Source organism: Nocardioides glacieisoli (genome assembly GCF_004137245.1).
GTDB classification, from domain to species: domain Bacteria; phylum Actinomycetota; class Actinomycetes; order Propionibacteriales; family Nocardioidaceae; genus Nocardioides; species Nocardioides glacieisoli.
On sequence record NZ_SDWS01000003.1, the window covers coordinates 358,721 to 382,812 of the forward strand.

Below are 24,092 nucleotides of genomic sequence, written 5' to 3' on the forward strand. Positions count from 1 at the left end.
GGTCAGGTGGCCTCGACGTCGTAGGGCGGGACCTGGCCCTCCGGCAGCTTGTCGTCCTGGAAGGCCTGCGCCTGCTCGCGGTCCACGTCGGCCATCGCCTCGGTGATGTGCTTGCGCACGATCGCGCGCGGGTCGAGGTCGCGGAGCTGGAGGTCGGCGTACTCCGGGCCGAGCTCGGTGCGCAGCTCGTCGCGGGCGTTGGTCGCCATCCCGCGGACCCGGTGGATCAGCTGGGCCGCCTGGCGGGCGAGCTCGGGCAGGCGATCGGGCCCCAGCACGATGACCGCCACCAGGGCGATCACGGCCAGCTCGAGGAGCCCGACGTCGAACATGACTCAGAACCTACTGGTCAGAGCCGCCCAGAGGGGGTCAGTCCGAGCTGGAGCCCGGCGAGTCCTCGGCCTCGGCCGGCCAGCGTCTGTGCCACGCGGGTGAGCTCGCGTGCCGCCAGCGCGGTCGGGTCGGCCTCCACGATCGGCTTGCCGATGTCGCCGCCCTCGCGCAGGGAGATGTCGAGCGGGACCTGGGCGAGGACCGGGACGTCGTACCCGAACCGCTCGGAGAGCGTCTTCGCGACCCGAGCACCGCCACCCGAGCCGAAGACCTCGAGACGGTGGTCGTCCTCGGCGGGGCAGTGGGGGCAGGGGAGGTAGCTCATGTTCTCGATGACTCCGACGACGCGCTGGTGCATCATCGAGGCCATCGTGCCGGCGCGCTCGGCGACCTCGGCGGCCGCCTCCTGCGGGGTGGTGACGACGACGACCTCGGCGCTCGGAAGGTGCTGGCCCAGCGAGATCGCCACGTCGCCGGTGCCCGGCGGGAGGTCGAGCAGCAGGGCGTCGAGGTCGCCCCAGTAGACATCGGCGAGCATCTGCACGAGGGCCCGGTCGAGCATCGGGCCGCGCCACGCGACGACCTGGTCGCGGCGGGGCTTGAGCATGCCGATCGAGATGACCGACACGCCGCTGGGCGTGGGCACGGGCATGATCAGGTCGTCGACCTGGGTGGGCCGGGAGTCGGCGATGCCGAGCATGGCTGGCACCGAGTGGCCGTAGATGTCGGCGTCGACGATGCCGACCTTGAGTCCCTGGGCGGCGAGCGCGAGGGCGAGGTTGACCGTGACCGACGACTTGCCGACCCCGCCCTTGCCGCTGGCGATGGCGTAGACCTTGGTCAGCGAGCCCGCCTGCGCGAAGGGGATCTCGCGCTCGGCGCGGCCGTTGCTGAGGATCTCCTTGAGGCCCGCACGCTGCTCGGCGCTCATCACGCCGAGGCTCAGGTCGACCGAGGTGACCCCGTCGACACCGGTGACGGCGGCCGTCACGTCGCGGTTGATCGTGTCCTTGAGCGGGCAACCGGCCACGGTCAGCAGCACGTGGACGGCGACCGACCCGTCATCGGCGACCTCGACGGAGTCCACCATCCCCAGCTCGGTGATCGGGCGCTTGATCTCCGGGTCGTTGACGCCTCCCAGGGCGTCCATCACCTGCTGCTGCGTGGGGGTGCTCATGATGCCGAAGTCTACGAGCCACCCCGCAGGACTAGGTGGCCGACCGGGGAGCGGGCTCGCCCGGTGTGGGCGGTGTCTCGTTGGCCGGCTCCTGGCGCTGCAGGTCCTCGATGTCGCCGAGGAGGCCGCGCAGCTCCGAGCGGAGGAAGTCGCGGGTCGCCACCTCGCCGACCGACATTCGCAGCGACGCCACCTCGCGGGCGAGGAACTCCATGTCGGCGTGGGCCCGCGCGTTGGCCTGCCGGTCCTGCTCGGCGACCACCTTGTCGCGCTGCTCCTGCCGGTTCTGCGCGAGCAGGATCAGCGGGGCGGCGTAGGACGCCTGCAGGCTCAGCATCAGCGTGAGGAAGATGAAGGGGAACTCGTCGAAGCGCAGCTCGCGGGGCGCCAGCACGTTCCACAACACCCAGATGGCGACGAACATCGTCATCCAGAGCAGGAACTTCGCGGTGCCCATGTAGCGCGCGAACGACTCGGCGAAGACGCCGAACGTGTCGGCGTCGACGCTCGGGCGGCGCACGATCTGGCGACGGGTGTCGCGGGGGGTGTCCAGGCGCGCGCGGCGGCTGTCGCTCATCGGGCCCTCCCTGCGGAGGGGCCGCCGTTGATGGAGCCCGGCCGCGGTGCGCGGTCGCGCCAGCCCTCGGGGAGCATGTGGTCGAGAAGGTCGTCGACCGTGACCGCACCGAGCAGCCGGCCCTCGTCGTCGACGACCGGCGCCGCGACCAGGTTGTAGGTCGCGAGGTGGGCGGCGACCTGGTCCATCGAGGCATCGGGTCGGAGCGGGTCCATCGAGTCGTCGAGCGCGGCGGCGACGAGGGTCGAGGGCGGCTCGCGCAGCAGTCGCTGGATGTGGGCGGCGCCGAGCAGCTTGCCGGTCGGCGTCTCCAGCGGCTGGCGGCAGACGTAGACCAGGGCGGCCAGCGACGGGGTGAGCTCGGGGTTGCGCACGTGGGCGAGCGCGTCGGCGATCGTGGCGTCGGGGGAGAGGATCACGGGCTCGGGCGTCATCATCGCGCCGGCCGTGTTGTCGGCGTAGGACATGAGGCGCCGGACGTCCTCGGCCTCGTCGGGCTCCATCAGCCCGAGCAGGGTGGCCGCGGTCTCCGGGTTGAGGTCGGCGATCAGGTCCGCGGCGTCGTCGGCGGACATCTCCTCGAGGATGTCGGCCGCGCGCTCGGAGTCGAGGTGCTCGAGGATCTCGACCTGGTCCTCCTCGGGCAGCTCCTCCAGCACGTCGGCGAGGCGCTCGTCGTCGAGCGCGGCCACGACGGCCGTACGCCGCTCGCGCGGGAGGTCGTGGATCATGTTCGCCGCATCGGCCGGGCGCATGTCGTTGAGCGCGGCGATCAGGTGCGTGGCGCCCTGCGACGGCTCCTGCTTGGTGAGCCCGGTGACGTCGCGCCACTCCACCACGTGGGTCTGTCCGCGGCGGCGGAAACCCTTGCTCGGCTCCTGGATCGCGACGCGCGACAGCACCCAGTCGCGGTTGCGGGCCTGTTCCATCCCGACGTCGTAGACGGTGCCGGTGACGCCGCCCTCGCGCGCGGAGTCCTTGATGGTCACGGTGCGGTCGAGCATCTGGCCCATCACGAGCGTCTCGGTCGAGCGCTGCTCGAAGCGCCGCATGTTGAGCAGGCCGGTCGTGTGGACCTGTCCGCTGTCGATGGCGGTGATGCGCGTCATCGGCACGAAGATCCGACGGCGGCCGAAGACCTCGGCGACCATGCCGAGCACCCGCGGCTGGCTCGTCTCGGTCCGCAGCGCGACGACCAGGTCGCGCACCTTCGCCACCTGGTCACCCTGGGGGTCGAAGATCGGGAGTCCGACGAGCCGGGCCACGAAGACGCGGGTCGGGGTGGTGCTCACGCCGGCAACGTTAGCGTGCGTGCCGCTCGCCGCGGCGCGGGCGCGCAGCCGTTGCGAGCCCGGATCAGCGGGGTGGTTGGTGTACCCTAGAGCCGCAGGAGTCACTCCTGTCACATCGATCGGGCTCGGGGGACACGTCTCCAGGGGGTCGCGGTCGCACCCCCTCCACGACGCCACCCCTTCCCCAATGATCCGCCCCGACGACGTATGTGAGGCCGCCGCCATGCCCGCCAGCACCACCACGACCTGGAGCTCACGCGTGTTCATCCGCGCGGGCGCCATCTCTGCCGCCCTCGCGGTCGCCGCCACCGCCACCATCGCCGTCGCGTCCGGCTCCGGCCCCGTCGGGCCCGCGGCCCCGGCCGCCGCGACCGTGACGAAGGCCTCGACGAATTCGGCCGCCCTGACCGTGCCGCAGACGACGCCGGCGACGTTCTTCCGCCCCGCCAACTTCAACGTGCTGGGCGCCGACCACACGGCGCCCGGCGGCAACCGCAAGGGCTGGGACTCGGGCGTCGTACGCATCGAGCGGGTGGTCCAGCTGCTCACCCAGAACTCGATCGACGTCGTGGGCTTCCAGGAGTTCCAGCCCCCGCAGGCGCTGCGCTTCCAGGAGCTGACCGGGACCTCGTGGCAGACCTACCCCGGCGCGAACAACCCCGCCGGCCCCTCGGTCAACTCCATCGGCTGGCGCACCGACGTGTGGACGCTCCTGGAGGCACGCACGCTCCCGATCCCCTACTTCGACGGGGTGCCCAGCCGGATGCCGGCCGTGCTGCTCCAGAACAACGAGACCGGGCGACGGGTGTGGTTCTTCAACACCCACAACCCCGCCGACGTGCGCGGTCCGGCCCAGCAGTGGCGTGACGCGGGCTTCGCGATGGAGGTCGCCCTGGCCAACGAGCTGCGCACGAGCTATCCCGACGCCCCCTTCATCTCCCTGGGCGACAAGAACGAACGTGCCCGCTACTACTGCGCGGTCGCGCCGGCCGCGGACATGTGGTCGGCGAGTGGCGGCTACATCGACGGCGCGACCTGCTCCGCCCCGGGCGGCGGCGCCATCGACTGGATCATGGGCACCAAGGACGTCTTCTTCAACGGCTACACCCGGCTGATGAACGACTTCGTCGCCCAGACGAGCGACCACCCGCTCTACTACGCCAACGCCGTCGTCCCGGCGTCCCGTCCCGCGGGCGTCGACCATGTCGTCGTCGTCGCGGTCCCCGGCCTCACCTCCACCGTCGTGCGCAAGATGGGCTCCGAGCTGAGCGAGCTCGACCGGATGGTGCAGGGCGGCGCGTCGACCAGGAACGCCCGGACCGCCACCGAGTCCACCTCGCCCGACGCCAACCTCGTCTCGCTCCTCACCGGTCGCCGGGTCTTCCCCAAGGCCGGTGGGCACGGCGTGGGCTCGAAGTCCACGCTGCCCAGGACCGTCCACGAGTCCGCCGGGCAGTACGTCTCCAGCGTCTTCGACCTCGCGCACAACCTCTCGCGGCGCACGAGCTTCGTCTCGAGCCGTCCGCAGAGCAAGCTCGTCCGGGAGAGCTGGAACAAGCGCTCGGGTGGCAAGGACCCCTACGGGGTCGACGACGGCACCGCGAAGTTCGACCAGGTCAAGACCCTGCGCGACGACGCTGCTGTGGTGAGCTGGTGGCGCGAGAAGATGGCGAAGAGCCCTGCCTCGATCAGCGTGGTCGAGCTGTCCGGCGCCGCGAGCGCCGGCGCGGAGGACGGGTACACCAGCGACGCCTACCAGAAGGCCGTCAAGAAGGTCTCGCGCCGCGTGGCGGCCATCCGGCGCGGCATCGACGCCCAGCCCGCGATGACGGGCACCACGCTCCTCGTGGTCACCGGCACCAGCGGTGCGCAGAAGACCAGGGGCTCGTCGCGGTCGTGGGTCGAGAGCTACCGCGTCCCGATGTTCGTCACCGGCCCCGGCGTCCCGGCGGGTGCCGACCTCTACGGTCTCAACCCGTCCCTCGCCTACCCGGGCAAGGACCAGCCCGGCTATTCCGGCACGCAGCCGCTGCGCGTGGGCTTCCTGGCCAACCTCATCAACCGCACGCTCGGCCTGCCCCCGATCCCGGGGTCCACGCACGATCCCGAGCAGCTGTTCCAGGTGTTCGACCCACTCGCCGTGCCCGGATCCTGATTGCCGGTTAGGCTTGTCCTCCGAGCCACCCACGTCGAACAGTCCGCGGTGAACGCTGGCTCACGTCGATCAGAAGGTGGGCCGTGAATCACAGGAAGCGTCCCCCCCGCACGCGCACCGTCCCGGTGCCGCGCGTGGGAGTGCGAGCCTCCCTGGCGGTCGCCCTCCTCGTTGCGCTCCTGGCGTGGGCCACCACCTGGGCCGTGACCGACGACGGTGGGAGCACGTCCGCGACCACCGGCGGCTCGCAGAGCCCACCGGTCGGGGGTGACGAACCGGGGACGTCGGACGACGGCGACTCCGCATCCGGCTCCGACAAGGGCTCCGACGACCAGTCCGACGGCGGGTCCGGCTCGGCCGGCGCCGGCGAGGGCGGGGCCGACGACGAGAAGCTCGAGAAGTCCGTACGCCGCTTCCGCGCCGCCCAGCGCAAGCTGGCCGAGCGGGTGTCCGAGCAGCTCGCCCGCCGGACTGCACCCGTCGAGCTCCGCGTGGCGTCGTTCAACGTGCTCGGCGACTCCCACACCGGGCCCGGTGGCAACAAGCCCGCGTTCTACCCCGACGCGTCGGCCCGGATGAACATGACCATTGGGCTGCTGCGCGCCAACGACATCGACGTGGTGGGTTTCCAGGAGTTCGAAGCCTCGCAGTACGGCATGTTCACCTCGCGCGCGGGGGAGTACTCGCTCTACCCGGGCCTGTCGCTCGGCGACAAGTCCGTGCGGTTCAACATCGCCTGGCGCTCGAGCGCCTTCCAGCTGGTGGAGGCGCGCTCGCTCTCGATCCCGTACGCCGGGGGGAGCCGCATCGAGATGCCGGTCGTGCTCCTCGAGTCGACCACGACCAAGCGCCGGGCGTGGTTCGCGAACTTCCACAACCCCGCCGACACCCCCAGCCTCGGCAACAACGCGCGATGGCGGGCGGAGGCGGCCGGTATCGAGATCGCCTACCTGACCGATCTGCACCAGGCGGACGGCACCCCGGTCATCGTGACCGGCGACTTCAACGAGCGCGAGGAGATCTTCTGCCGGTTCACCGCTGCGGGCGTCTTCTCCGCCGCCGCAGGTGGCAGCAGCGGAGGCGGCTGCGCCCCTCCGTCGAACATGCAGGTCGACTGGGTCTTCGGGTCCACCGGTGTCGCCTTCGACGACTACGCGGCCACGCCCACCGGTCGGGCCAGCGACCACAACCTGGTGCACGCGCGCGCGACGCTGGTCGCGGGCGAGTGAGCACGTGCCGCTCGATATAGTGCGCGCCGTGAAGGCCCTGTCCCAGCTGCGACGCTCCGGTCCGCTGGACGTACGGCGGGTGGACGTCGACGGCCTCCTGATCGGCCCGCAACGTGACCGCCTCGTGGACATCGCGTTCGACGGCCGGCGGATCTGGAGCTTCTGGCTGATGCGCGACGGCGAGGAGACCGACGCCGGCATGCTGCTGACGTGGCCCAAGCCGCTGCGGCCCTTCCTCGACGGCGTCGCCGACCTGACCCTCACCGACCCCGAGCACGGCACGGTGCTCTTCGAGGAGACCGTCCGGTTCGGCACGAGCCCCGAGCGCATCGACATCGTCAACCCGGCGGGTCGCCCCCTGGCCATCGACAAGTCGCTCAAGCTCGTCGAGACCTTCGACACCCGCGACGCGGCGCACGTCGAGCCGTTGCTCGACGCGATCGAGGAGGTGCTCGGCGCGCTCGACAAGGTCGGCGTGCGGCCGTTCCTGGCCTACGGCACGGCGCTCGGCGCCATCCGCGACGGAGGCCTGATCGGCCACGACAGCGACGCCGACCTCGGCTACGTCAGCGACCACGACCACCCGGTCGACGTGATCCGTGAGTCCTTCCGGATCCAGCGGGCGCTCACCGACATGGGCTACCGGGTCACCCGCTACTCCGCGATCGCGCTCAAGGTGCACGTCGAGGAGAGCGACGGCCTCGACCGCGGCCTCGACGTCTTCGGCGGGTTCATGCGCGACGGCAAGCTCTACCTCATGGGCGAGATCGCCGTCCCGTTCCAGGAGTCGTGGATCTACCCCCTCGGCACGGCCACGCTGGAGGGCCGCGAGTTTCCGGTGCCGGCCGACAAGGACCGGTTCCTGACCGCCACCTACGGTCCGCGCTGGCGCACGCCCGACCCGGCCTACAAGTTCACCACCCCCGCCAGCACGATCGAGCTCTTCAACGGCTGGTTCCGGGGGATGCGCACGGGCCGCGCCGGCTGGCACGGCTACCACAAGCGCACCGTCGACCACTCCCGCTCGGTCTCCGCCGTCGCGCGCGAGGTGGCCGAGCGCCACCCCGACCTGGCGACGTACGTCGACATCGGGTGCGGCCGCGGCACGGACGTGGCGTGGTTCGCCGACCGGGGCACCGCCGCGGTGGGCCTGGACTTCCAGCCGTACGCCTACGAGCCCGAGGCCGAGCGTCGTGCGGACGACCCGCACGTCTCCTTCCAGCTCTTCAACCTCCTCGAGCTGCGCCACGTGCTCGCGGTCTCGGCCTGGGTCGCGCGGATGCCCGGGCCCAGGGCCGTGGGCTGCGTGCACGTCGTCGAGCGGCTCGGCCACCGCGGCCGGCTCAACATGCTTCGTGCCGCGCGGATGATGGTCGCCGGCACCTCGGGGACGCTGCACCTGCAGTTCCTGAGCGAGAAGGGTCGCGACAGCTATGCCCGGCGCACCGGCGCCCGCAAGCCGCTGGCGCCGGAGGTGGTGCTGGCCGAGGTCGCCGAGTCCGGCGGCCGCGTGCTGGAGCTGGTCCGCGAGCACGTCTCGGACGACCCCGAGAGCTCGCAGGTGTGCCGGATGACCATCGACTGGAACCAACCCCATTCCTAGGGAGACCCATATGTTCGGACGACGCACCACGCAGGTCCTCGGCGGCGACCTCGCCGCCAGGGTGACCGCACTCGAGGAGGCCGTGCAGGAGAACCGCGCGCTCAACGTGCGGCTGGCCGAGCTCACCGACGTGGTGACCGAGCTCTTGCTCCCCGTCGCCGCCCGCGACGAGCAGAAGCTGGAGGCGCTCCTCGAGAAGTACCGCGGGGACTTCTCGTGAGTCCGGGCCGGGTGCTGCTGCACATCGGCCTGCCGAAGACCGGGACGACCTACCTGCAGCAGGTGGTGTGGGGGAACCGCGACCGCCTGGCCTCCGACGGCATCCTCCTGCCCGGCTTCGGGCACCGCGAGCACCTGTGGGCCGCGCTCGACCTGCAGGAGCGGCCCCGACTGGCCAAGCGGCACCGGGACGCACCAGGCTCGTGGGACCGGCTGGTGGCCCAGGCCCGCGAGCAGTCGCGCGACGTCCTGCTGACCCACGAGTTCTTCTGCGGTGCCAGCGCGGAGCAGGCCGCGCGGGCGATCGAGGCGTTCCCCGACTCCGAGGTGCACCTCGTCGTCACCGCCCGCGACGCGGCCAGCGTGGTGTCGGCCGGCTGGCAGGAGTCGGTGAAGAACGGCGGGACCGTCGACCTCGACGCCGTCCTGGCGGGCCGCTCGGCGGGCGGCCCCGAGTTCAGCATGCGCACCTGGGACCTCGCGGGGGTCCTCGAGAGGTGGACACCGGGCCTGCCGAGCGAGCGGGTCCACGTGCTGGTGATGCCGGGCAGCGGCCAGCCGCACGACCTCCACTGGCGCCACTTCGCCGAGGTGCTCGGCGTCGACCCTGATGCGTACGACCTGCCCACCGACGCGGTCAACCCCGCGCTCGGGATCGTCCAGATCGAGATGCTCCGACAGGTCAACGCCCACCTGCCGTCGTACTCGGCCCGCGACCGGGGCGTCTGGATCCGCGGCTACCTCGCCGAGGACCTGCTCGCCGGGCAGCCGCGCGAGCGCGGCGCGATGCCGGCCGAGCACCTGGGCCGGTTCGCCGAGCTCGACCGGACGGCGATCGACCTGGTCCGCGAGCGTGGCTTCCACGTCCTCGGTGACCTGTCCGCACTGGCCCCAGAGCGGTCCGGGAGCACGGGTGGACGCGAGCCCGGGACCGTCTCGGCGGCCGAGCTGGTGGAGTCGGCGGCCCGACTCGTGGCCGACGTCCTGGCGGACGTCCGGGCCTCGACGGGGGACGTGCCGCCGCGCTCCAGCGGGACGTCCTGACCCGGGCTCAGCCCTCCTGGGCGGGCGCGTCCTCGGCGGGGAGCAACGACTTGGCGAGGTCGGAGACGGTGTCCTGGTCGGCTCCCTGGAGCACGACCGTGCTGCCCTTCAGCTCGTGGGTCAGCACCGCTGCGCCGTCCTTGTCCCACGCGGACCAGGTGCCGATGCCCCACGCGGAGAGGTCGACCTCACCGGAGGACGCGAGGCCCTGGTCGCCGAGCACCGCGTCGGTGTCGCCGGGGAACTGGTCGAGCGTCACCGCGCCGGTGGGTGCGGTGTACTCCATGTGCCACCACTGCGGCTCCGCCTGGTAGCCGCCACCGGCCGTCGTCCAGCCGTCGGGGAGCGTCGAGGGCACCATCGTGATGAGCTCGTCGTCGGCGGCCTGCAGCGCGGCGTCCTTGTAGGACGCCTCGATGGCCGGCTCGTCACCGAAGTCGATCAGCACGACCGGCTCGGTCGAGGCCTCCGGAGTCTGCGACGGCGTCTCGGACGCCGAGGAGTCCGCGGCCGGGTCGTCGGCCCGCGTGGGGCCGTCGTCACCGCACGCGCCGAGCAGCAGCACCAGGGATGCCCCGAGGGCCGGAACGGTCAGGCGGGTGGCTCGCATGCACTCCAGTGTCTCACGTCGTTCCACCCGCGCCCGGATGTGACAACAGTCTCGGAGTCGTCCCCTGCCCAGGTGAACGACCAGTAACTAGGCTCGGGAGCCTCGCCCAGCGTTCCCGCGACTGCACAGGAGCCCGCATGCCCCGCCTCTGCCAGACCGAAGGCCTCTCCGAGGACCAGACCGAGATCCTCAAGGCGGTCCGTCAGTTCGTGGACGAGAAGATCATCCCGGTCGCCACGGAGCTCGAGCACAAGGACGAGTACCCCACCGAGATCGTCGAGGGCCTCAAGGAGCTCGGCATCTTCGGCCTGATGATCCCCGAGGAGTACGACGGCCTCGGCGAGTCGCTGCTGACCTACGCGCTGTGCGTCGAGGAGATCGCGCGCGGCTGGATGAGCGTGTCGGGCGTCATCAACACCCACTTCATCGTCGCCTACATGCTGATGCACCACGGCACCGAGGAGCAGAAGCAGAAGTACCTGCCCCGCATGGCCACCGGCGAGGTGCGCGGCGCGTTCTCGATGTCCGAGCCGGGCCTGGGCTCCGACGTGGCAGCCATCTCGACCAAGGCGGTCAAGGACGGCGACGACTACGTGATCAACGGCCAGAAGATGTGGCTGACCAACGGTGGCTCGTCCACGCTGATCGCGGTGCTGACCAAGACCGACGAGGGTGCGGACACGGCGTACAAGAACATGACGGCCTTCTTGGTGGAGAAGGAGCCCGGCTTCGGTGAGACAGCGCCCGGCCTCACCATCCCCGGCAAGATCGACAAGATGGGCTACAAGGGCGTCGACACGACCGAGGCCATCTTCGAGAACCACCGGATCTCCTCCGATCAGGTCCTCGGCGGCGAGCCCGGCAAGGGCTTCTACCAGATGATGGACGGCGTCGAGGTCGGCCGCGTCAACGTCGCGGCCCGCGCCTGCGGGATCGCCAACCGGGCCTTCGAGCTCGGCATCGCCTACTCCCAGCAGCGCGAGACCTTCGGCAAGCCGATCGCCGAGCACCAGGCGGTCCTGTTCCGCCTGGCCGAGATGGCGACCAAGGTCGAGACCGCCCACACGATGATGGTGAAGGCCGCGCGTCTCAAGGACTCCGGCCAGAGGATGGACGTCGAGGCCGGCATGGCCAAGATGCTCGCCAGCGAGTACTGCAACGAGGTCGTCGAGGCGTCGTTCCGCATCCACGGCGGCTACGGCTACTCCAAGGAGTACGAGATCGAGCGCCTCTACCGCGAGTCGGCCTTCATGCTGATCGGCGAGGGCACCTCCGACATCCAGAAGATGATCATCGGCCGCAGCCTCCTGAAGGACTACAAGCTGCGCTGAGGCCATACCTCGCGTGCCTGAGCGACTCGCTGCGCTCCTGGCTCAGCCACCTCGGGGACTACAAGCTGCGCTGATCAGCTCCGCGCGGCCTCGGCCGCCGCGTCCGCTGCGGCCAGCGCCTCGCACGCTGCCTCGACGACGTCGGGGGAGAGGACGTGCTCGATGGCGAGGGCGGACGCGCCGAGCACGGCTGCCTCGCCTCCGGCACGCGAGGTGACGATGCGCAGGTGCTCGGTGGCGAGCGGGAGGGAGCGCTGGTAGACGGACTCCCGGATCCCGGCCAGGAGGTGCTCGCCGGCGCCGGCCAGCTGGCCGCCGATCACCACGACCGACGGGTTGATCAGGTTGGTCATCGAGGCCACGACCTCGCCGATGTCGCGGCCCGCCTGACGGACGACCGCCATGGCGACGAGGCTGCCGCCGCGCACGAGGTCGACGACGTCGCCGCCGGTCTTGGCGTCCTCACCCTGCTCGCGGACCGCCGCGGCCAGGGCCGGGCCCGCCGCGACCGCCTCGAGGCAGCCGGTGTTGCCGCAGCGGCACAGCACGTCGTCGGCACGGCGTACGCGGACGTGCCCGAGGTCGCCTGCGGTGCCGCGGGCCCCGCGCTGGAGGACGCCGCCCGAGACGATGCCGGCACCGATGCCGGTGGCGACCTTGATCAGGACGAGGTCGTCGACGTCGCGCAGGTGGGCGCGACGCTCGCCGAGCGCCATGATGTTGACGTCGTTGTCCACGAGGACCGGCACGGGGTAGACGGCGCGGAGGTGGCCGGGCACGTCGTAGCGGTCCCAGCCAGGCATGATCGGCGGGTTGATCGGGCGTCCCGTCGAGTGCTCCACGGGCCCCGGCAGGCCGATGCCGATCGCTGCGAGGTCGGTGATCTGCCGGTTGCTGGCGGCCACCAGGTCGCGCACCGTGTCGACGACCCAGCCCAGGACCTGCTCGGGCCCGGCAGCGACCTCGATCTGGGCGTCCGCCTCACCCAGGATCTTGCCGTCGAGGTCGGTGAGGGCGGCGCGGGCGTGGGTCGCGCCGATGTCGACCCCGACCACGAGCTTGGCGCTGGGGTTGAGCGCGAAGAGGGCAGGCGGTCGACCGCCGGTCGAGCGCGCGCCGCCGTAGGGAGCGACGAGTCCGAGCCGGATCAGCGTGTCGATCCGGGTGGTCACCGTGGAGCGGGCGAGACCGGTCACCTCCGCGAGCTGGGCCCGGGTCCAGGGCCTTCCGTCACGAAGGAGGTCGAAGAGCTCGCCGGTGCGCACGGGTGAAGTGAAGCACATTGCGGGACTTTCCACATCGGTGCAAACACTTTTGCCGGGTGCTCGACAAAAGTAGGTGACGCATGCCACAGTGCTGCCCGTGACCTCCCCGTCCACGGCTGCATCGGCCTCGGCCTCGGCGCCCCTCCTCGAGATGCGCGGCATCGTGAAGCGATTCCCCGGCGTGCTCGCGCTCGGCGGCGTCGACCTCGACGTCCGCCCCGGCGAGGTCCACTGCCTGCTCGGCCAGAACGGCGCCGGCAAGTCGACCCTGATCAAGGTGCTCTCCGCGAGCTACCAGCCCGACGACGGCGAGATCCTGTGGGAGGGCCAGCCCGTGACCCTGGGCACGCCCCAGGCGGCGATGAAGCTCGGGATCTCCACGATCTACCAGGAGCTCGACCTGGTGCCCGGCCTGTCGGTCGCTGAGAACATCTTCCTCGGCCACGAGCTGTCCTCGGCCGGCATGAGCCAGCGTGGACGCACCAACCGCGAGGCCGCCGCGCTGCTCGCCCGGCTCGGCCACAGCGAGATCTCCCCGACCCGCGAGGTGGGCCGACTGACCCCGGCGGCCCAGCAGGTCGTCAGCATGGCCCGGGCCCTCTCGCAGGACACCCGCCTGCTCGTGCTCGACGAGCCGTCGGCGGTGCTGGACCAGGGCGAGGTCGACAACCTCTTCCGGGTCATCCACGACCTGACCGCCGAAGGCGTCGCGGTCGTCTACATCTCCCACCGGCTCGAGGAGATCCGCCAGATCGGCGACCGGATCACGGTGCTCAAGGACGGCCGGACGGTCGCCACCGGGCTGGCCGTGGCCGACACGCCGACCGCAGACCTCATCAAGCTGATGACCGGGCGCTCCATCGAGTACGTCTTCCCGCCCCGCGGCGGTCAGGCGGCCACGTTCGGCGAGCCGGTCCTCGAGGTCAGCGACCTCGCTCTCGAAGGCATCTTCTCCGGTGTCGACCTGAAGGTCCGCGCGGGGGAGATCGTCGGGCTGGCGGGCCTCGTCGGCGCCGGTCGCTCCGAGATCCTCGAGACCGTCTACGGCGCTCGCCGTCCGTCCGCGGGCACCGTGAAGGTCGACGGCCAGGAGCTGCGCCGCGGCTCGGTCCCCGCAGCCGTCAAGGCCGGCCTCGGCCTCGCCCCGGAGGAGCGCAAGAGCCAGGGCCTGCTCCTCGACCAGGCGATCTACAGCAACATCACGATCTCGACGCTCGGCCGCTTCGCCCGCCTCGGTTTCCTCGACCGCGGCGAGGAGCGCAAGCGCGCCACCGACGTCACCCAGTCCCTCGACGTCCGCCCGGCAGGGGTCGAGCGTCTCGTACGACTCCTGTCGGGCGGAAACCAGCAGAAGGTCGTCCTGGCCCGCTGGCTGCTCCGTGAGTGCCGCGTCCTGCTGCTCGACGAGCCCACCCGCGGCGTCGACGTCGGCGCCCGGTCCGAGATCTACGCAGTCGTCCGCGCGCTCGCCGACTCCGGCGTCGCCGTCGTCGTCGTGTCGAGCGAGGTGGAGGAGGTGCTCGGTCTGGCCGACCGGGTGCTGGTGGTCCGCGAGGGCCGCGTCGTCCACGAAGGACCCGCACACGAGATCGACGAGTCCCGCGTCCTGGACCTCGTCATGGAAGGAAGCGCCGCATGAGCGAGCACAGCACCGACCCCGGGACGAACCGGGCACCCGACCTGGGTGCCGTCGAGAACCCCGTTGCCCCGACGACCGGCACCATCCAGGTCGAGCGCACCGCTGCCGAGTCCGGACGGACGTCGCGCGGTGCCGGACTGATGAGCGGCGCCGTCGGCCGCAACAGCGGCCTGGTGCTCGCCCTGCTCGCGATCTGCGCCGTCGGTGTCGCCACCGCCGGTGACCGCTTCGCCAGCATCGACACCATGGTGACGATCCTCCGACTCGCCTCCATCGTCGGCGTGGTCAGCATCGGCATGACGTTCGTGATCATCGGCGGCGGCATCGACCTGTCAGTGGGCGCCATCGTCGCGCTCTCGTCGGTCTGGGCGACCACCTTCGCCACCCAGACGATGGCCGAGGACACCCACTGGATCGTGATGGTCTTCGTCGCCCTCGCGGTCGGCGGGGCCTGCGGGCTCGTCAACGGCGTGCTCATCGCCTACGGCAACGTCGTCCCCTTCATCATGACGCTGGCCATGCTGGCAGCCGCACGCGGCCTGGCCGAGATCATCTCCGAGCGACGCACCCAGATCGTGAACGTCGAGGGGTTCAAGGACTTCTGGACCGCCGACGTCGTCGGTGTCCCGCTGATCGTCGTCATCTTCGCCCTGGTCTCGGTCGGAGGCTGGTTGCTGCTCAACCGGACCACCTTCGGCAGGCGCACCCTGGCTGTCGGCGGCAGCCCCGAGGCCGCGCGACTGGCCGGGATCAACGTCAAGCGCCACACGACGATGCTCTACGTGCTCGTCGGGCTCCTCTGCGGCCTCGCCGCACTCATGTTCCTCGCGCGCACCTCGACCGGCAGCTCCACGCACGGCACGCTCCTCGAGCTCGACGCGATCGCCGCGGTCGTCATCGGCGGCACGCTGCTCACCGGCGGGCGCGGCACCATCGTCGGCACCGTGATCGGCGTGCTCATCTTCAGCACCCTCAGCATCGTGTTCGTCCTCAACAACCAGGACAGCTCGACCCAGGCCGTCGCCAAGGGCCTGATCATCGTCGTCGCCGTGCTGCTCCAGCAGCGGCTGGCCCGGCGCTCGACCAGCTGACCGCACCACCCCGTACTCGGACCCACCCTCACCATCCGCACACCAGGCACACCCTCAGAAACAAGGAGCACACCCCATGCGACTGCGCACCACCACCTCACGCCACCGCTACCCCGGCCTCGTGGTCGGCGCGGTCGCCGTCCTCGCCCTGTCCGCCTGCACCGGGAGTGCCGAGGACGCGGCAGCCGACGAGGAGAGCTCGTCGGACGCCGCCCCCGCGGCCGCCGAGGGGGGCAACGACGAGGAGGGTGACCAGGTCACCATCGGCTTCTCGGCGCCCGCCGCCGACCACGGCTGGATGGCGGCCATCACCAACAACGTCCGTGACCTCGCCGAGCAGTACCCCGACATCGACCTGCAGGTGGCCGAGGGCACCAACGACGTCAACCTGCAGATCAGCCAGGTCGAGACCTTCATCAACGACGGCGTCGATGCCATCGTGCTGCTCCCGTTCGACGGCGCCGCGATGACGCCGGTCGCGCTCAAGGCGATGGAGGCCGGCATCACGGTCGTCAACGTCGACCGTGAGTTCGACGACCCCAACGCCGCCCGCGTCACCGTCCTCGGTGACAACTACGGCATGGGCGTCTCCGCCGGTCAGTACGTCTGCGAGCAGGCCGGCGGCAACGAGGACGCCGTCGTCGCCGAGATCGCCGGCATCGACTCGCTGCCCCTGACGCAGGACCGCAGCCAGGGCTTCGAGGACGCGCTGTCCGAGTGCGGTCTCGACGTCGACGCCCGCCAGGCGGCCGAGTTCACCGTCGAGAGCGGCGAGGAGGTCGCGGCCGCGCTGCTGCAGTCGGAGGAGAAGATCGACTTCCTGTGGAACCACGACGACGACCAGGGCGTCGGCGTCCTGGCCGCCATCGAGAACGCCGGTCGCGACGAGTTCGTGATGGTCGGTGGCGCTGGTTCGGCCAACGCCATGCGTGAGATCCAGGACGACAGCGGCGTCCTCAAGGCGACGGTCATCTACCCGTCGACCCAGGGTGCCGACGGCGTCAAGCTCGCCCGCCTGATCCTGCAGCAGAAGGCGATGACCGACCTGGTCGAGGTCGAGGTCCCGCGCCTGGTGCAGCTCTACGCACCGGTCGTCACCGGTGACAACGTCGACCAGTACATCGACAGCGCGTTCGAGTCCTGAGCTGACATTCCGTCCGGCGCCCTCACACTGGGGGCGCCGGACGGGCTCTGCCCCCTCGAGCCGGTCGACGACAGAACAGGAACCACAATGGCCTCCGAGCACGACACGCTGTCCGTAGGGATGGTGGGCTACGCCTTCATGGGTGCTGCGCACTCACAGGCGTGGCGCAACGCCCCGCGCTTCTTCGAGCTTCCGCTGCGCGTGCAGATGTCCGCGGTGGCGGGACGCGACGAGACGAAGGTGGCCGCGGCCGCCGCGCAGCTCGGGTGGGAGTCGACCGAGACGTCCTGGCAGGCGCTCGTCGCCCGCGACGACATCGACCTCATCGACGTGTGCACCCCCGGGGACACGCACGCCGAGATCGCCATCGCCGCGCTCGAGGCGGGCAAGCACGTCCTCTGCGAGAAGCCGTTGGCCAACACCGTCGAGGAGGCCGAGGCGATGGTCGCGGCCGCCGAGAAGGCCAAGGCCTCCGGCGTCCGCTCGATGGTCGGCTTCACCTACCGACGGGTGCCGGCGATCGCGCTGGCCCGCAAGCTCGTCGCCGACGGTCGGCTCGGCACGATCCACCACGTCCGCGCGCAGTACCTCCAGGACTGGATCGTCGACCCGGAGGCGCCGCTGTCGTGGCGCCTCGACAAGTCGAAGGCCGGCTCCGGTGCCCTGGGCGACATCGGTGCCCACATCGTCGACCTGGCGCAGTTCATCACCGGCGACACCATCGCCACCGTGACCGGCCGGCTGGAGACCTTCGTCAAGGAGCGCCCGCTGCCGGCGGAGTCGCACACCGGTCTCTCCGGCACCGCGGACTCGACCGAGCGCGGACCGGTCACCGTCGACGACGCCGCCGCCTTCCTCGCCCACTTCCGCGGTGGCGCACTCGGCGTCTTCGAGGCGACCCGGTTCGCCAACGGCCGCAAGAACGCCATCCGCATCGAGGTCAACGGCTCGCGCGGCAGCCTGGCATTCGACTTCGAGGACATGAACATCCTCCACTTCCACGACGGTGACGTCGACTCGGAGACGGCGGGGTTCCGCCGGATCCTCGCCACCGAGCCCGAGCACCCCTACGTCGCCGCGTGGTGGCCGCCCGGCCACCTGCTGGGCTACGAGCACGGCTTCACCCACCAGGTCGTCGACCTGGTCAGCGACCTCGCCCGCGGCGTCGACCCGAGCCCGTCGTTCGCCGACGGCCTGCAGGTGCAGCGGGTCCTCGCGGCCGTCGAGGCCAGCTCGCTCAGCTCCACCTGGCAGGACATCCCCGGCTGACGCCGGTCCACCTCACAGCCGTTCCACCACAGAAGGGACACACCCCATGCCTCGCCCTGTCACCTTGTTCACCGGCCAGTGGGCCGACCTGCCGTTCGAGGAGGTCTGCAGGCTGGCCTCGGGGTGGGGTTATGACGGTCTGGAGATTGCGTGCTGGGGTGATCACTTCGACCCGTGGGCCGCGGTCGAGGACGACGCGTACGTGCCGGCGAAGCTGGAGGTGTTGAAGAAGCACGACCTGCAGGTGTTCGCGATCTCGAACCACTTGAAGGGTCAGGCCGTCTGTGACGACCCGATCGACGAGCGGCACCGCGGGATCCTCCCGGACCGGATCTGGGGCGACGGCGATGCGGAGGGCGTGCGCCAGCGTGCGGCGGAGGAGATGAAGATGACTGCCCGCGGGGCCCGCAAGCTGGGCGTGGACGTGGTGGTCGGGTTCACCGGGTCGGCGATCTGGAAGTACGTCGCGATGTTCCCCCCGGCGACGCAGGACATGGTCGATGCGGGTTATCAGGACTTCGCTGATCGGTGGAACCCGATCCTCGACGTGTTCGACAGTGAGGGGGTGAGGTTCGCCCACGAGGTGCACCCCTCGGAGATCGCCTATGACTACTGGACGACCGTGGCGGCGATGGAGGCGATCGGTCACCGGGAGGCGTTCGGCCTGAACTGGGACCCGTCGCACTTCGTGTGGCAGGACCTGGATCCGGTGGGGTTCTTGTGGGACTTCAAGGACCGGATCTACCACGTGGACTGCAAGGACGCGAAGAAGCAGGTCGGCAACGGTCGCAACGGGCGGATGGGTTCGCACCTGCCGTGGGCTGATCCGCGTCGTGGGTGGGACTTCGTGTCGACCGGTCATGGTGACGTGCCGTGGGAGGCGTGTTTCCGGATGCTGAACACGATCGGCTACGACGGTCCGATCTCCGTGGAGTGGGAGGACGCGGGGATGGACCGGCTCGTCGGTGCCCCGGAGGCGCTGGAGTTCGTGCGCCGCCTCGCGTTCGACGCCCCCGACGCCGCCTTCGACGCCGCCTTCAGCACGAAGGACTGACGCGTCCGTCTGGTCCTAGACTCCCGTCATGAGAGGATTCCGGGCCAAGGACGCGGACCGTGACGCCTGCGTCGAGCTGATCGAGGCGGCGTTCGTCGACGGCCAGCTCAACTCCGCCGACCGCGACCTCCGCGTCGGACGCGCGCTGTCGGCGGAGACCGTCGACGAGCTCCAGACGCTGACGCGCGACCTGCAGCTGCCGCCGGGCGCCGTCGTACCCACGAACACGTCGGCGTCGGTGCAGCGACCGCGACCCTCGCTCGCCCCGCGCGTCGTCGGCGGGGTCTTCGCGCTCGTCGTCGTCGGCGTGGTGCTCTTCATCGGCGTCGTCGCGGTGACGATGTTCGCCTCCCTGGGCGGCGAGTCGTCCTCCGACGTCGACTCCGGGACCATCTTCGAGTCCGAGCTCGCCGATCCGGAGATCATGTTCGAGGAGCAGGCCCCGGCGCCGACCTTCGAGATGACCGCCGGTCAGGTGCGGACGTTCCTGCGAGCCTACGAGGAGCAGTTCGGCACGCTCGAGGTCTACGAGGCGGGGTTCTACCCGACTCGGGTCGGCGTGATGGTGCCGGTGCGCGGCTCGCGCCCGCGGATGGAGCGCTGGTCGTGGACCGGCGAGTGGCGCCAGGACACCGAGGCGTCGCGGGTGACCGGACCGGGCGGGATCGTCGACCTCGGCACCGTCGACGTACGCCGGATGTTCGCCAACATCGACACGGCGCGCCGGACGCTCGACGTCGACCGGGGCAAGCTCACCCACGTGCTGGTGAACCGCTGGTTCGACGACCGGGCCGCGGTCAACATCTACATCGGCAACCAGTTCGGCGAGAGCGGCTACCTCAGGACGACGCCGTCCGGCGAGGTGGTCCGCGCCTACCCCTACGACGCCTGAGGCTGGGCCTAGAATCCCGGACCGTGGGGGGATTCCGCGCCAAGGACGCTGACCGCGAGCGCTACGTCGAGGTGATCGAGTCGGCCTACGTCGACGGGCAGCTCGGCGACCAGGACCGCGAGCTGCGGATCAGCCGCGCGCTGACGGCCGCGACGCTCGACGAGCTCGACGGGCTGACCCGCGACCTCCAGAACCAGCCGGCGCCCGTCGTGGTGCGGAGGCCGGCACCGAGGGTGGTCGAGCAGGCTCCCGTCGCAGCTCCGCGGGAGCCCGTGCAGTGGCCGGTGCCGCCGAGGACCGGGCTGCCGGTCAAGGCCGTGTGGTTCATCGTGGCCGGCGTCTTCGGACTCTCCATGATGGCCATCGCCGCGCCGAGCCCGGGCCCGATGGACGCGGCGCCCTACGAGGGCTACGAGACCACGTGGGAGTCCGGTGTCGACCAGTCCTACGAGCTCTCCGAGTCGACGGTGCGCACCGTCGTCCGGCGTTACCGGTCCAGGTTCCAGACCGGCGAGGCGCAGCGGGTCACGTTGTTCACCTACCAGGCCCAGGCGCAGGTCCCCGCCGGTGCCACCCGGCCGTCCAGCGAGGTGTGGACCTGGGACGGCGACGCCTGGAACCGCGCGGCGGGCCGGGAGGCCGAGCCGGTCACCGGCGTGGTCGACCTGTCCGTGCTGGACGTGAAGGCGCTCTTCCGCAACGTCGCCGTCGCGACGACCGGCCTCGGGGCGGCTGACGCAGAGGTGCAGCGCATCGAGCTGCGGCCGAGCGCCGACGGGCGGGGCAGGGTGACGATCCACGTCCGCGACGGTTCCGGGGGCAGGGCCGTGCTGGAGACGACCCTGCAGGGCTCGCGGGTCCGCGAGGTCCCCTTCGAGGGGTGAGCAATCCCACGTGACCGGCGCGAGCCACCGGCCGCCGGCTGCGGCACGATGTCCGGCATGAAGACGAACCCCGGCAACTTCTTCGAGGACTTCACCGTCGGGCAGGTCATCGACCACGCCACGCCCCGCACGATCACCGAGGGCGACCGGGCGCTCTACGGCGCTATTTACCCGACCCGCTTCGCGGTCCCGTCGTCCGCCGAGCTCGCCGCGTCCGTCGGCCTGGCGCCCCACCCGGTCGAGGAGCTGGTCGGCTTCCACGTCGCCTTCGGCAAGACCGTGCCGGACGTCTCGCTCAACGCCGTCGCGAACCTCGGCTACGCCGAGTGCCGCTTCCACGTCCCGGTCGTCCCGGGCGACACCCTGCGCACACGCTCGGAGGTCATCGGCCTCAAGGAGAACTCCAACGGTCGCACGGGCGTCGTGTGGGTCCGCTCGACCGCGACCAACCAGCGGGGCGAGGCCGCGATCGAGTGGGCGCGCTGGGTGATGGTGCACAAGCGCTCCGCGGACTCACCGGCCCCCGCGACGGTGGTGCCCGACCTGGCGCCGGCCGTCGATGCGACCGACCTGGTCGTGCCCGCCGGCCTCGACCTCTCGGCGTACGACGACGTGGCGGCAGGCTCGCCGCACCGGCTCGGCGACTACGAGGTCGGGGAGCGGATCGACCACGTCGACGGCGTGACCCTCACCGACGCCGAGCACATGATGGCGACGCGGCTGTGGCAGAACACCGCCAAGGTGCACTTCAACACCGACGCGCGCCCCGACGGCAGGCGGCTCGTCTACGGCGGGCACGTGATCTCGCTGGCCCGCGCCCTCTCCTTCAACGGCCTGGCCAACGCCCAGCTCATCGCCGCGATCAACGCCGGCGCGCACGTCGCCCCGGCCTTCGCCGACGACACCGTCCACGCGTGGTCCGAGGTGCTCGACACCGCCACGCTCGACGCACCGGGTGTCGGCGCGCTCCGGCTCCGACTGGTGGCGACCCGCGGTCGCGACGAGTCGATGACGCTGCGATCCGACGACGGGAAGTACGCCGACGGCGTGCTGCTCGACCTCGACTACTGGGCGCTCATCCCACGCTGAGCAGGTGCCCGGCCAGGGCGTCGAGGGCCTCGCCGAGCGAGTCCGCGCGGCCGAGGTCGAGCCGGGCCAGCACGGTGGCAGCGGCGGCGAGCAGCTCGGCCTCGCTGACCTGGTCGGGCGTGCGGCCGTCCGGGGCCACGGCGGGGAGCAGGTCGTCGACGTCGCCCACCAGGTCGTAGGAGCTGGAGCGCAGCGCCGCGACCGCCGTCGCGCCCGCCTCCTCGATCCATGCGACGTGGTTGTCGGGCAGTGCGAAGGAGTCACGCGGGGCGCTCCCGACCAGCGCCGTGGGCACGAACGTGCCCTTGACGTGCCGGGAGTAGGCCAGGGAGCGACGGTCGCGGGGGACGGCGTCGTTGATCCGTCGCAGCAGCTCGGCCTCGACGACGCCGAGGGAGTCGTTGGGCCGAAGCGCTGCGGTGTCGAGCCCGGTGACGTCGAGCCCGAGCACCGATGCCGTACGCAGCCAGAGCTCGTCGCGCGGCGCACCCGGCGCGGGCACCACGACGACGTGCACGCGCTCACCGGGAACACCTGCCGACCAGACGTCGAGGATGCCGGGGACGTCCTGGTAGCGCCAGAACTTCTGGTCGCCGTCCTCACGCCGCACGCTCCCGAGGAACTTGCGGTAGGGCATCCGGGCGCCCATCTTGACCCGCTGCTGCCACGCCGACGGGAGCACCCGCCCGAGGTCGCGCGCCGTGACCAGCACGTGCACCTCGGCGGCCGCGGACGCGAGGTCGGCGAGCGCCGCGGCGGCTGCGTCGGCGGGGGAGTCGGCGAAGTGCTCGTTGCTGACGAGCACGTCGCCGGGCCACGCGCGCGTCTCCTGCACGAGCCGGTCCCACACGTCGCGGTCGCGGTCGCCCAGGTCGTCGACGACGGCCGTCATGCCCTTGACCAGCGCGGCCGCGGTGAAGTGGTCGCGGCGGCGACGGCCCGGCAGCAGGAGCCCCCGGTCGCCCAGCTCGTCGCGGTGCCGCCACCACAGGTCCTGGAGATAGCTGGTGCCCGACTTCGCGGTCCCGACGTGGAGGAACGCACGGCGAGCCATGCCGGTGACCCTACTCAGTGCAGATCTGGGGGCAGGGCAGACTCCCTCCGTGGCCTGGGACCGTGACTTCTTCTACGACAGCTATCCGCGCATCGAGCAGGCGTTCGGCGCGCGGCTCGACGAGAGCCTGTCGCCACGCGGCCCGTCGGTGCTGCTCCAGGTGGTGCGCGAGCTGGACCTGCCGCCCGACAGCCGGGTGGTCGACGTCGGCTGCGGCGAGGGGGCGCACGCGTTCCGGCTGGCGACGCACTTCGGGTTCCGCGTGCTCGGCATCGACCCCGTCCAGCGCCACCTCGACCTGGCCCGCGAGGCGCGCCGCTCGGAGGTGCCGGAGATCGGCTCGCGCGTCTCCTTCGAGCGCGGCAGTGCCACGCGGATCCCGGTGCCCGACTCCTCGGTCGACCTGGTCTGGTGCCGCGACGTCATCGTGCACGTCGAGGACCCGGAGGAGGCGATGCTCGAGATCGCCCGCGTCCTGCGCCCCGGTGCGTACGCCGTCCTCTACTCGATGGTCGCCACCGACCTGCTCGCCCCGGAGGAGGCCGACCAGCTCTTCGACGTGATGGGCGTCGTGCCGTCCTCGGCCGACCCGCGGGTGCTCGACGACGCGATCGCCGCCTCGGGGCTCGAGGTCGTCGAGACGATCGACCTCGCCAGTGAGTGGGGCGAGTGGGCGCAGGAGCAGGACGGCCAGGCGGCGCGATCGCTGCTCCACCTGGCCCGGCTGCTGCGCGAGCCGGAGCGCTACCGCGCGGAGTTCGGTGGTGCGGCGTACGACGTGATGGTGGGGGACTGCCGCTGGCACGTCTTCCGGATGATGGGCAAGCTCGCCGGGCGGATCGACGTGCTGCGGCGACCCGCACGCCGATAAACCGTGGACCCTGCTTGACGGGTTTGGGAGGGTGGCAGCGCACGAGAGACAGATGCGAACCGCTCGGATCCAGGAGGACCCATGGCTGACCAGGACCCCAACGCAGACCTCAAGGCGAAGATGCGCGAGGCCCTCGACCGCAAGAAGGGCCACCAGCACCCGGACGACAGTGCGGAGTCGCGCGAGAAGGCGCACGGCTCGGAGATCAACGACAAGAACGTCGCCAAGCCGATGCACCGCCGCAAGGCCGGTGGCGGCGGCGCCTGAGGC

General features: G+C 71.2%; 23 protein-coding genes. 16 read left to right on the plus strand and 7 right to left on the minus strand.

Features of this window, described 5'->3' with window-relative positions; all coding sequences use genetic code 11:
• Positions 1-2: 2 nt before the first annotated feature.
• Genes EUA06_RS09295 through EUA06_RS09310 form a run of 4 tightly spaced genes read right to left on the minus strand, consistent with a single transcriptional unit; the run spans position 3 to position 3,379 of the window.
• A complete protein-coding gene (locus EUA06_RS09295; protein WP_129474861.1) occupies positions 3-332 on the minus strand; it encodes a sec-independent translocase in 330 nt (109 codons plus the stop codon).
• Between the two features lie 17 nt (positions 333-349).
• Entirely contained in the window at positions 350-1,510 is a 1,161-nt protein-coding gene (locus EUA06_RS09300) for an Mrp/NBP35 family ATP-binding protein (protein WP_129474863.1), read from the minus strand.
• 31 nt (positions 1,511-1,541) lie between these two features.
• On the minus strand, positions 1,542-2,087 hold the full coding sequence (locus EUA06_RS09305) for a DUF1003 domain-containing protein (RefSeq protein ID WP_129474865.1): 546 nt from the start codon (positions 2,085-2,087) through the stop codon (positions 1,542-1,544).
• Entirely contained in the window at positions 2,084-3,379 is a 1,296-nt protein-coding gene (locus EUA06_RS09310) for a magnesium transporter MgtE N-terminal domain-containing protein (protein WP_129474867.1), read from the minus strand. Before EUA06_RS09310 ends, EUA06_RS09305 begins: the two co-directional genes overlap by 4 nt.
• Positions 3,380-3,602: 223 nt before the next feature.
• Between EUA06_RS09310 and EUA06_RS09315 the strand changes: the two genes are divergently transcribed.
• The 5 genes from EUA06_RS09315 (at position 3,603) to EUA06_RS09335 (ending at position 9,629) form a co-directional block, all read left to right on the plus strand.
• Positions 3,603-5,534: an exonuclease/endonuclease/phosphatase family protein gene (locus EUA06_RS09315; RefSeq protein ID WP_129474869.1), complete on the plus strand. Its 1,932-nt coding sequence runs from the start codon at positions 3,603-3,605 to the stop codon at positions 5,532-5,534.
• 134 nt (positions 5,535-5,668) lie between these two features.
• On the plus strand, positions 5,669-6,763 hold the full coding sequence (locus EUA06_RS09320) for an endonuclease/exonuclease/phosphatase family protein (protein WP_165354319.1): 1,095 nt from the start codon (positions 5,669-5,671) through the stop codon (positions 6,761-6,763).
• Between the two features lie 28 nt (positions 6,764-6,791).
• Positions 6,792-8,366, plus strand: a complete 1,575-nt coding sequence (locus EUA06_RS09325) for a class I SAM-dependent methyltransferase (RefSeq protein ID WP_129474872.1) — start codon at positions 6,792-6,794, stop codon at positions 8,364-8,366.
• A gap of 10 nt (positions 8,367-8,376) precedes the next feature.
• Complete coding sequence (locus tag EUA06_RS09330; protein ID WP_129474874.1) at positions 8,377-8,586, plus strand: DUF6752 domain-containing protein; 210 nt, start codon at positions 8,377-8,379, stop codon at positions 8,584-8,586.
• Positions 8,583-9,629 carry a hypothetical protein gene (locus EUA06_RS09335; RefSeq protein WP_129474876.1) on the plus strand — a complete coding sequence of 349 codons (1,047 nt, stop codon included), beginning with the start codon at positions 8,583-8,585 and terminating at the stop codon, positions 9,627-9,629. The genes EUA06_RS09330 and EUA06_RS09335 overlap by 4 nt, the downstream gene beginning before the upstream one ends.
• Positions 9,630-9,636: 7 nt before the next feature.
• On the opposite strand, the gene EUA06_RS09340 is transcribed toward EUA06_RS09335, so the two are convergent.
• Positions 9,637-10,239, minus strand: coding sequence for a hypothetical protein (locus EUA06_RS09340; protein WP_129474878.1), 603 nt, complete (start codon positions 10,237-10,239; stop codon positions 9,637-9,639).
• 137 nt (positions 10,240-10,376) lie between these two features.
• On the opposite strand from EUA06_RS09340, the gene EUA06_RS09345 reads away from it, so the two are divergent.
• Positions 10,377-11,570 (plus strand): acyl-CoA dehydrogenase family protein, encoded by a 1,194-nt coding sequence (locus tag EUA06_RS09345; RefSeq protein WP_129474880.1) that lies wholly within the window; start codon positions 10,377-10,379, stop codon positions 11,568-11,570.
• A 74-nt stretch (positions 11,571-11,644) separates the two neighbouring features.
• Here the strand turns inward: EUA06_RS09345 and EUA06_RS09350 are convergent, their stop codons facing one another.
• The gene (locus EUA06_RS09350; protein WP_242498054.1) at positions 11,645-12,835 is read right to left on the minus strand and encodes an ROK family transcriptional regulator; all 1,191 of its coding nucleotides are present in this window, start codon (positions 12,833-12,835) and stop codon (positions 11,645-11,647) included.
• A gap of 97 nt (positions 12,836-12,932) precedes the next feature.
• Here EUA06_RS09350 and EUA06_RS09355 point away from each other — a divergent pair, with 97 nt between their 5' ends.
• The 8 genes from EUA06_RS09355 to EUA06_RS09390 all read left to right on the plus strand — a co-directional run bounded on the left by EUA06_RS09355 (position 12,933) and on the right by EUA06_RS09390 (position 21,897).
• Entirely contained in the window at positions 12,933-14,474 is a 1,542-nt protein-coding gene (locus EUA06_RS09355; RefSeq protein WP_242498055.1) for a sugar ABC transporter ATP-binding protein, read from the plus strand.
• Positions 14,471-15,565, plus strand: coding sequence for an ABC transporter permease (locus EUA06_RS09360; RefSeq protein WP_129474884.1), 1,095 nt, complete (start codon positions 14,471-14,473; stop codon positions 15,563-15,565). The genes EUA06_RS09355 and EUA06_RS09360 overlap by 4 nt, the downstream gene beginning before the upstream one ends.
• A gap of 76 nt (positions 15,566-15,641) precedes the next feature.
• A complete protein-coding gene (locus tag EUA06_RS09365) occupies positions 15,642-16,709 on the plus strand; it encodes a substrate-binding domain-containing protein (RefSeq protein WP_129474886.1) in 1,068 nt (355 codons plus the stop codon).
• A gap of 87 nt (positions 16,710-16,796) precedes the next feature.
• On the plus strand, positions 16,797-17,978 hold the full coding sequence (locus EUA06_RS09370) for a Gfo/Idh/MocA family protein (RefSeq protein WP_129474888.1): 1,182 nt from the start codon (positions 16,797-16,799) through the stop codon (positions 17,976-17,978).
• Positions 17,979-18,024: 46 nt separating this feature from the next.
• Positions 18,025-19,032 (plus strand): sugar phosphate isomerase/epimerase family protein, encoded by a 1,008-nt coding sequence (locus EUA06_RS09375; protein ID WP_129474890.1) that lies wholly within the window; start codon positions 18,025-18,027, stop codon positions 19,030-19,032.
• A 28-nt stretch (positions 19,033-19,060) separates the two neighbouring features.
• On the plus strand, positions 19,061-19,924 hold the full coding sequence (locus tag EUA06_RS09380) for a DUF1707 SHOCT-like domain-containing protein (protein ID WP_129474892.1): 864 nt from the start codon (positions 19,061-19,063) through the stop codon (positions 19,922-19,924).
• A 23-nt stretch (positions 19,925-19,947) separates the two neighbouring features.
• Positions 19,948-20,808 carry a DUF1707 SHOCT-like domain-containing protein gene (locus tag EUA06_RS09385; protein WP_165354320.1) on the plus strand — a complete coding sequence of 287 codons (861 nt, stop codon included), beginning with the start codon at positions 19,948-19,950 and terminating at the stop codon, positions 20,806-20,808.
• 57 nt (positions 20,809-20,865) lie between these two features.
• Positions 20,866-21,897, plus strand: coding sequence for a MaoC family dehydratase (locus EUA06_RS09390; protein ID WP_129474896.1), 1,032 nt, complete (start codon positions 20,866-20,868; stop codon positions 21,895-21,897).
• Here the strand turns inward: EUA06_RS09390 and EUA06_RS09395 are convergent.
• Entirely contained in the window at positions 21,884-22,951 is a 1,068-nt protein-coding gene (locus EUA06_RS09395; protein WP_129474898.1) for a hypothetical protein, read from the minus strand. The genes EUA06_RS09390 and EUA06_RS09395 overlap by 14 nt on opposite strands.
• Positions 22,952-23,000: 49 nt before the next feature.
• Between EUA06_RS09395 and EUA06_RS09400 the strand changes: the two genes are divergently transcribed.
• Positions 23,001-23,822, plus strand: coding sequence for a class I SAM-dependent methyltransferase (locus EUA06_RS09400; RefSeq protein WP_165354321.1), 822 nt, complete (start codon positions 23,001-23,003; stop codon positions 23,820-23,822).
• Between the two features lie 81 nt (positions 23,823-23,903).
• Entirely contained in the window at positions 23,904-24,089 is a 186-nt protein-coding gene (locus EUA06_RS09405) for a DUF5302 domain-containing protein (RefSeq protein WP_129474902.1), read from the plus strand.
• Positions 24,090-24,092 lie beyond the last annotated feature (3 nt).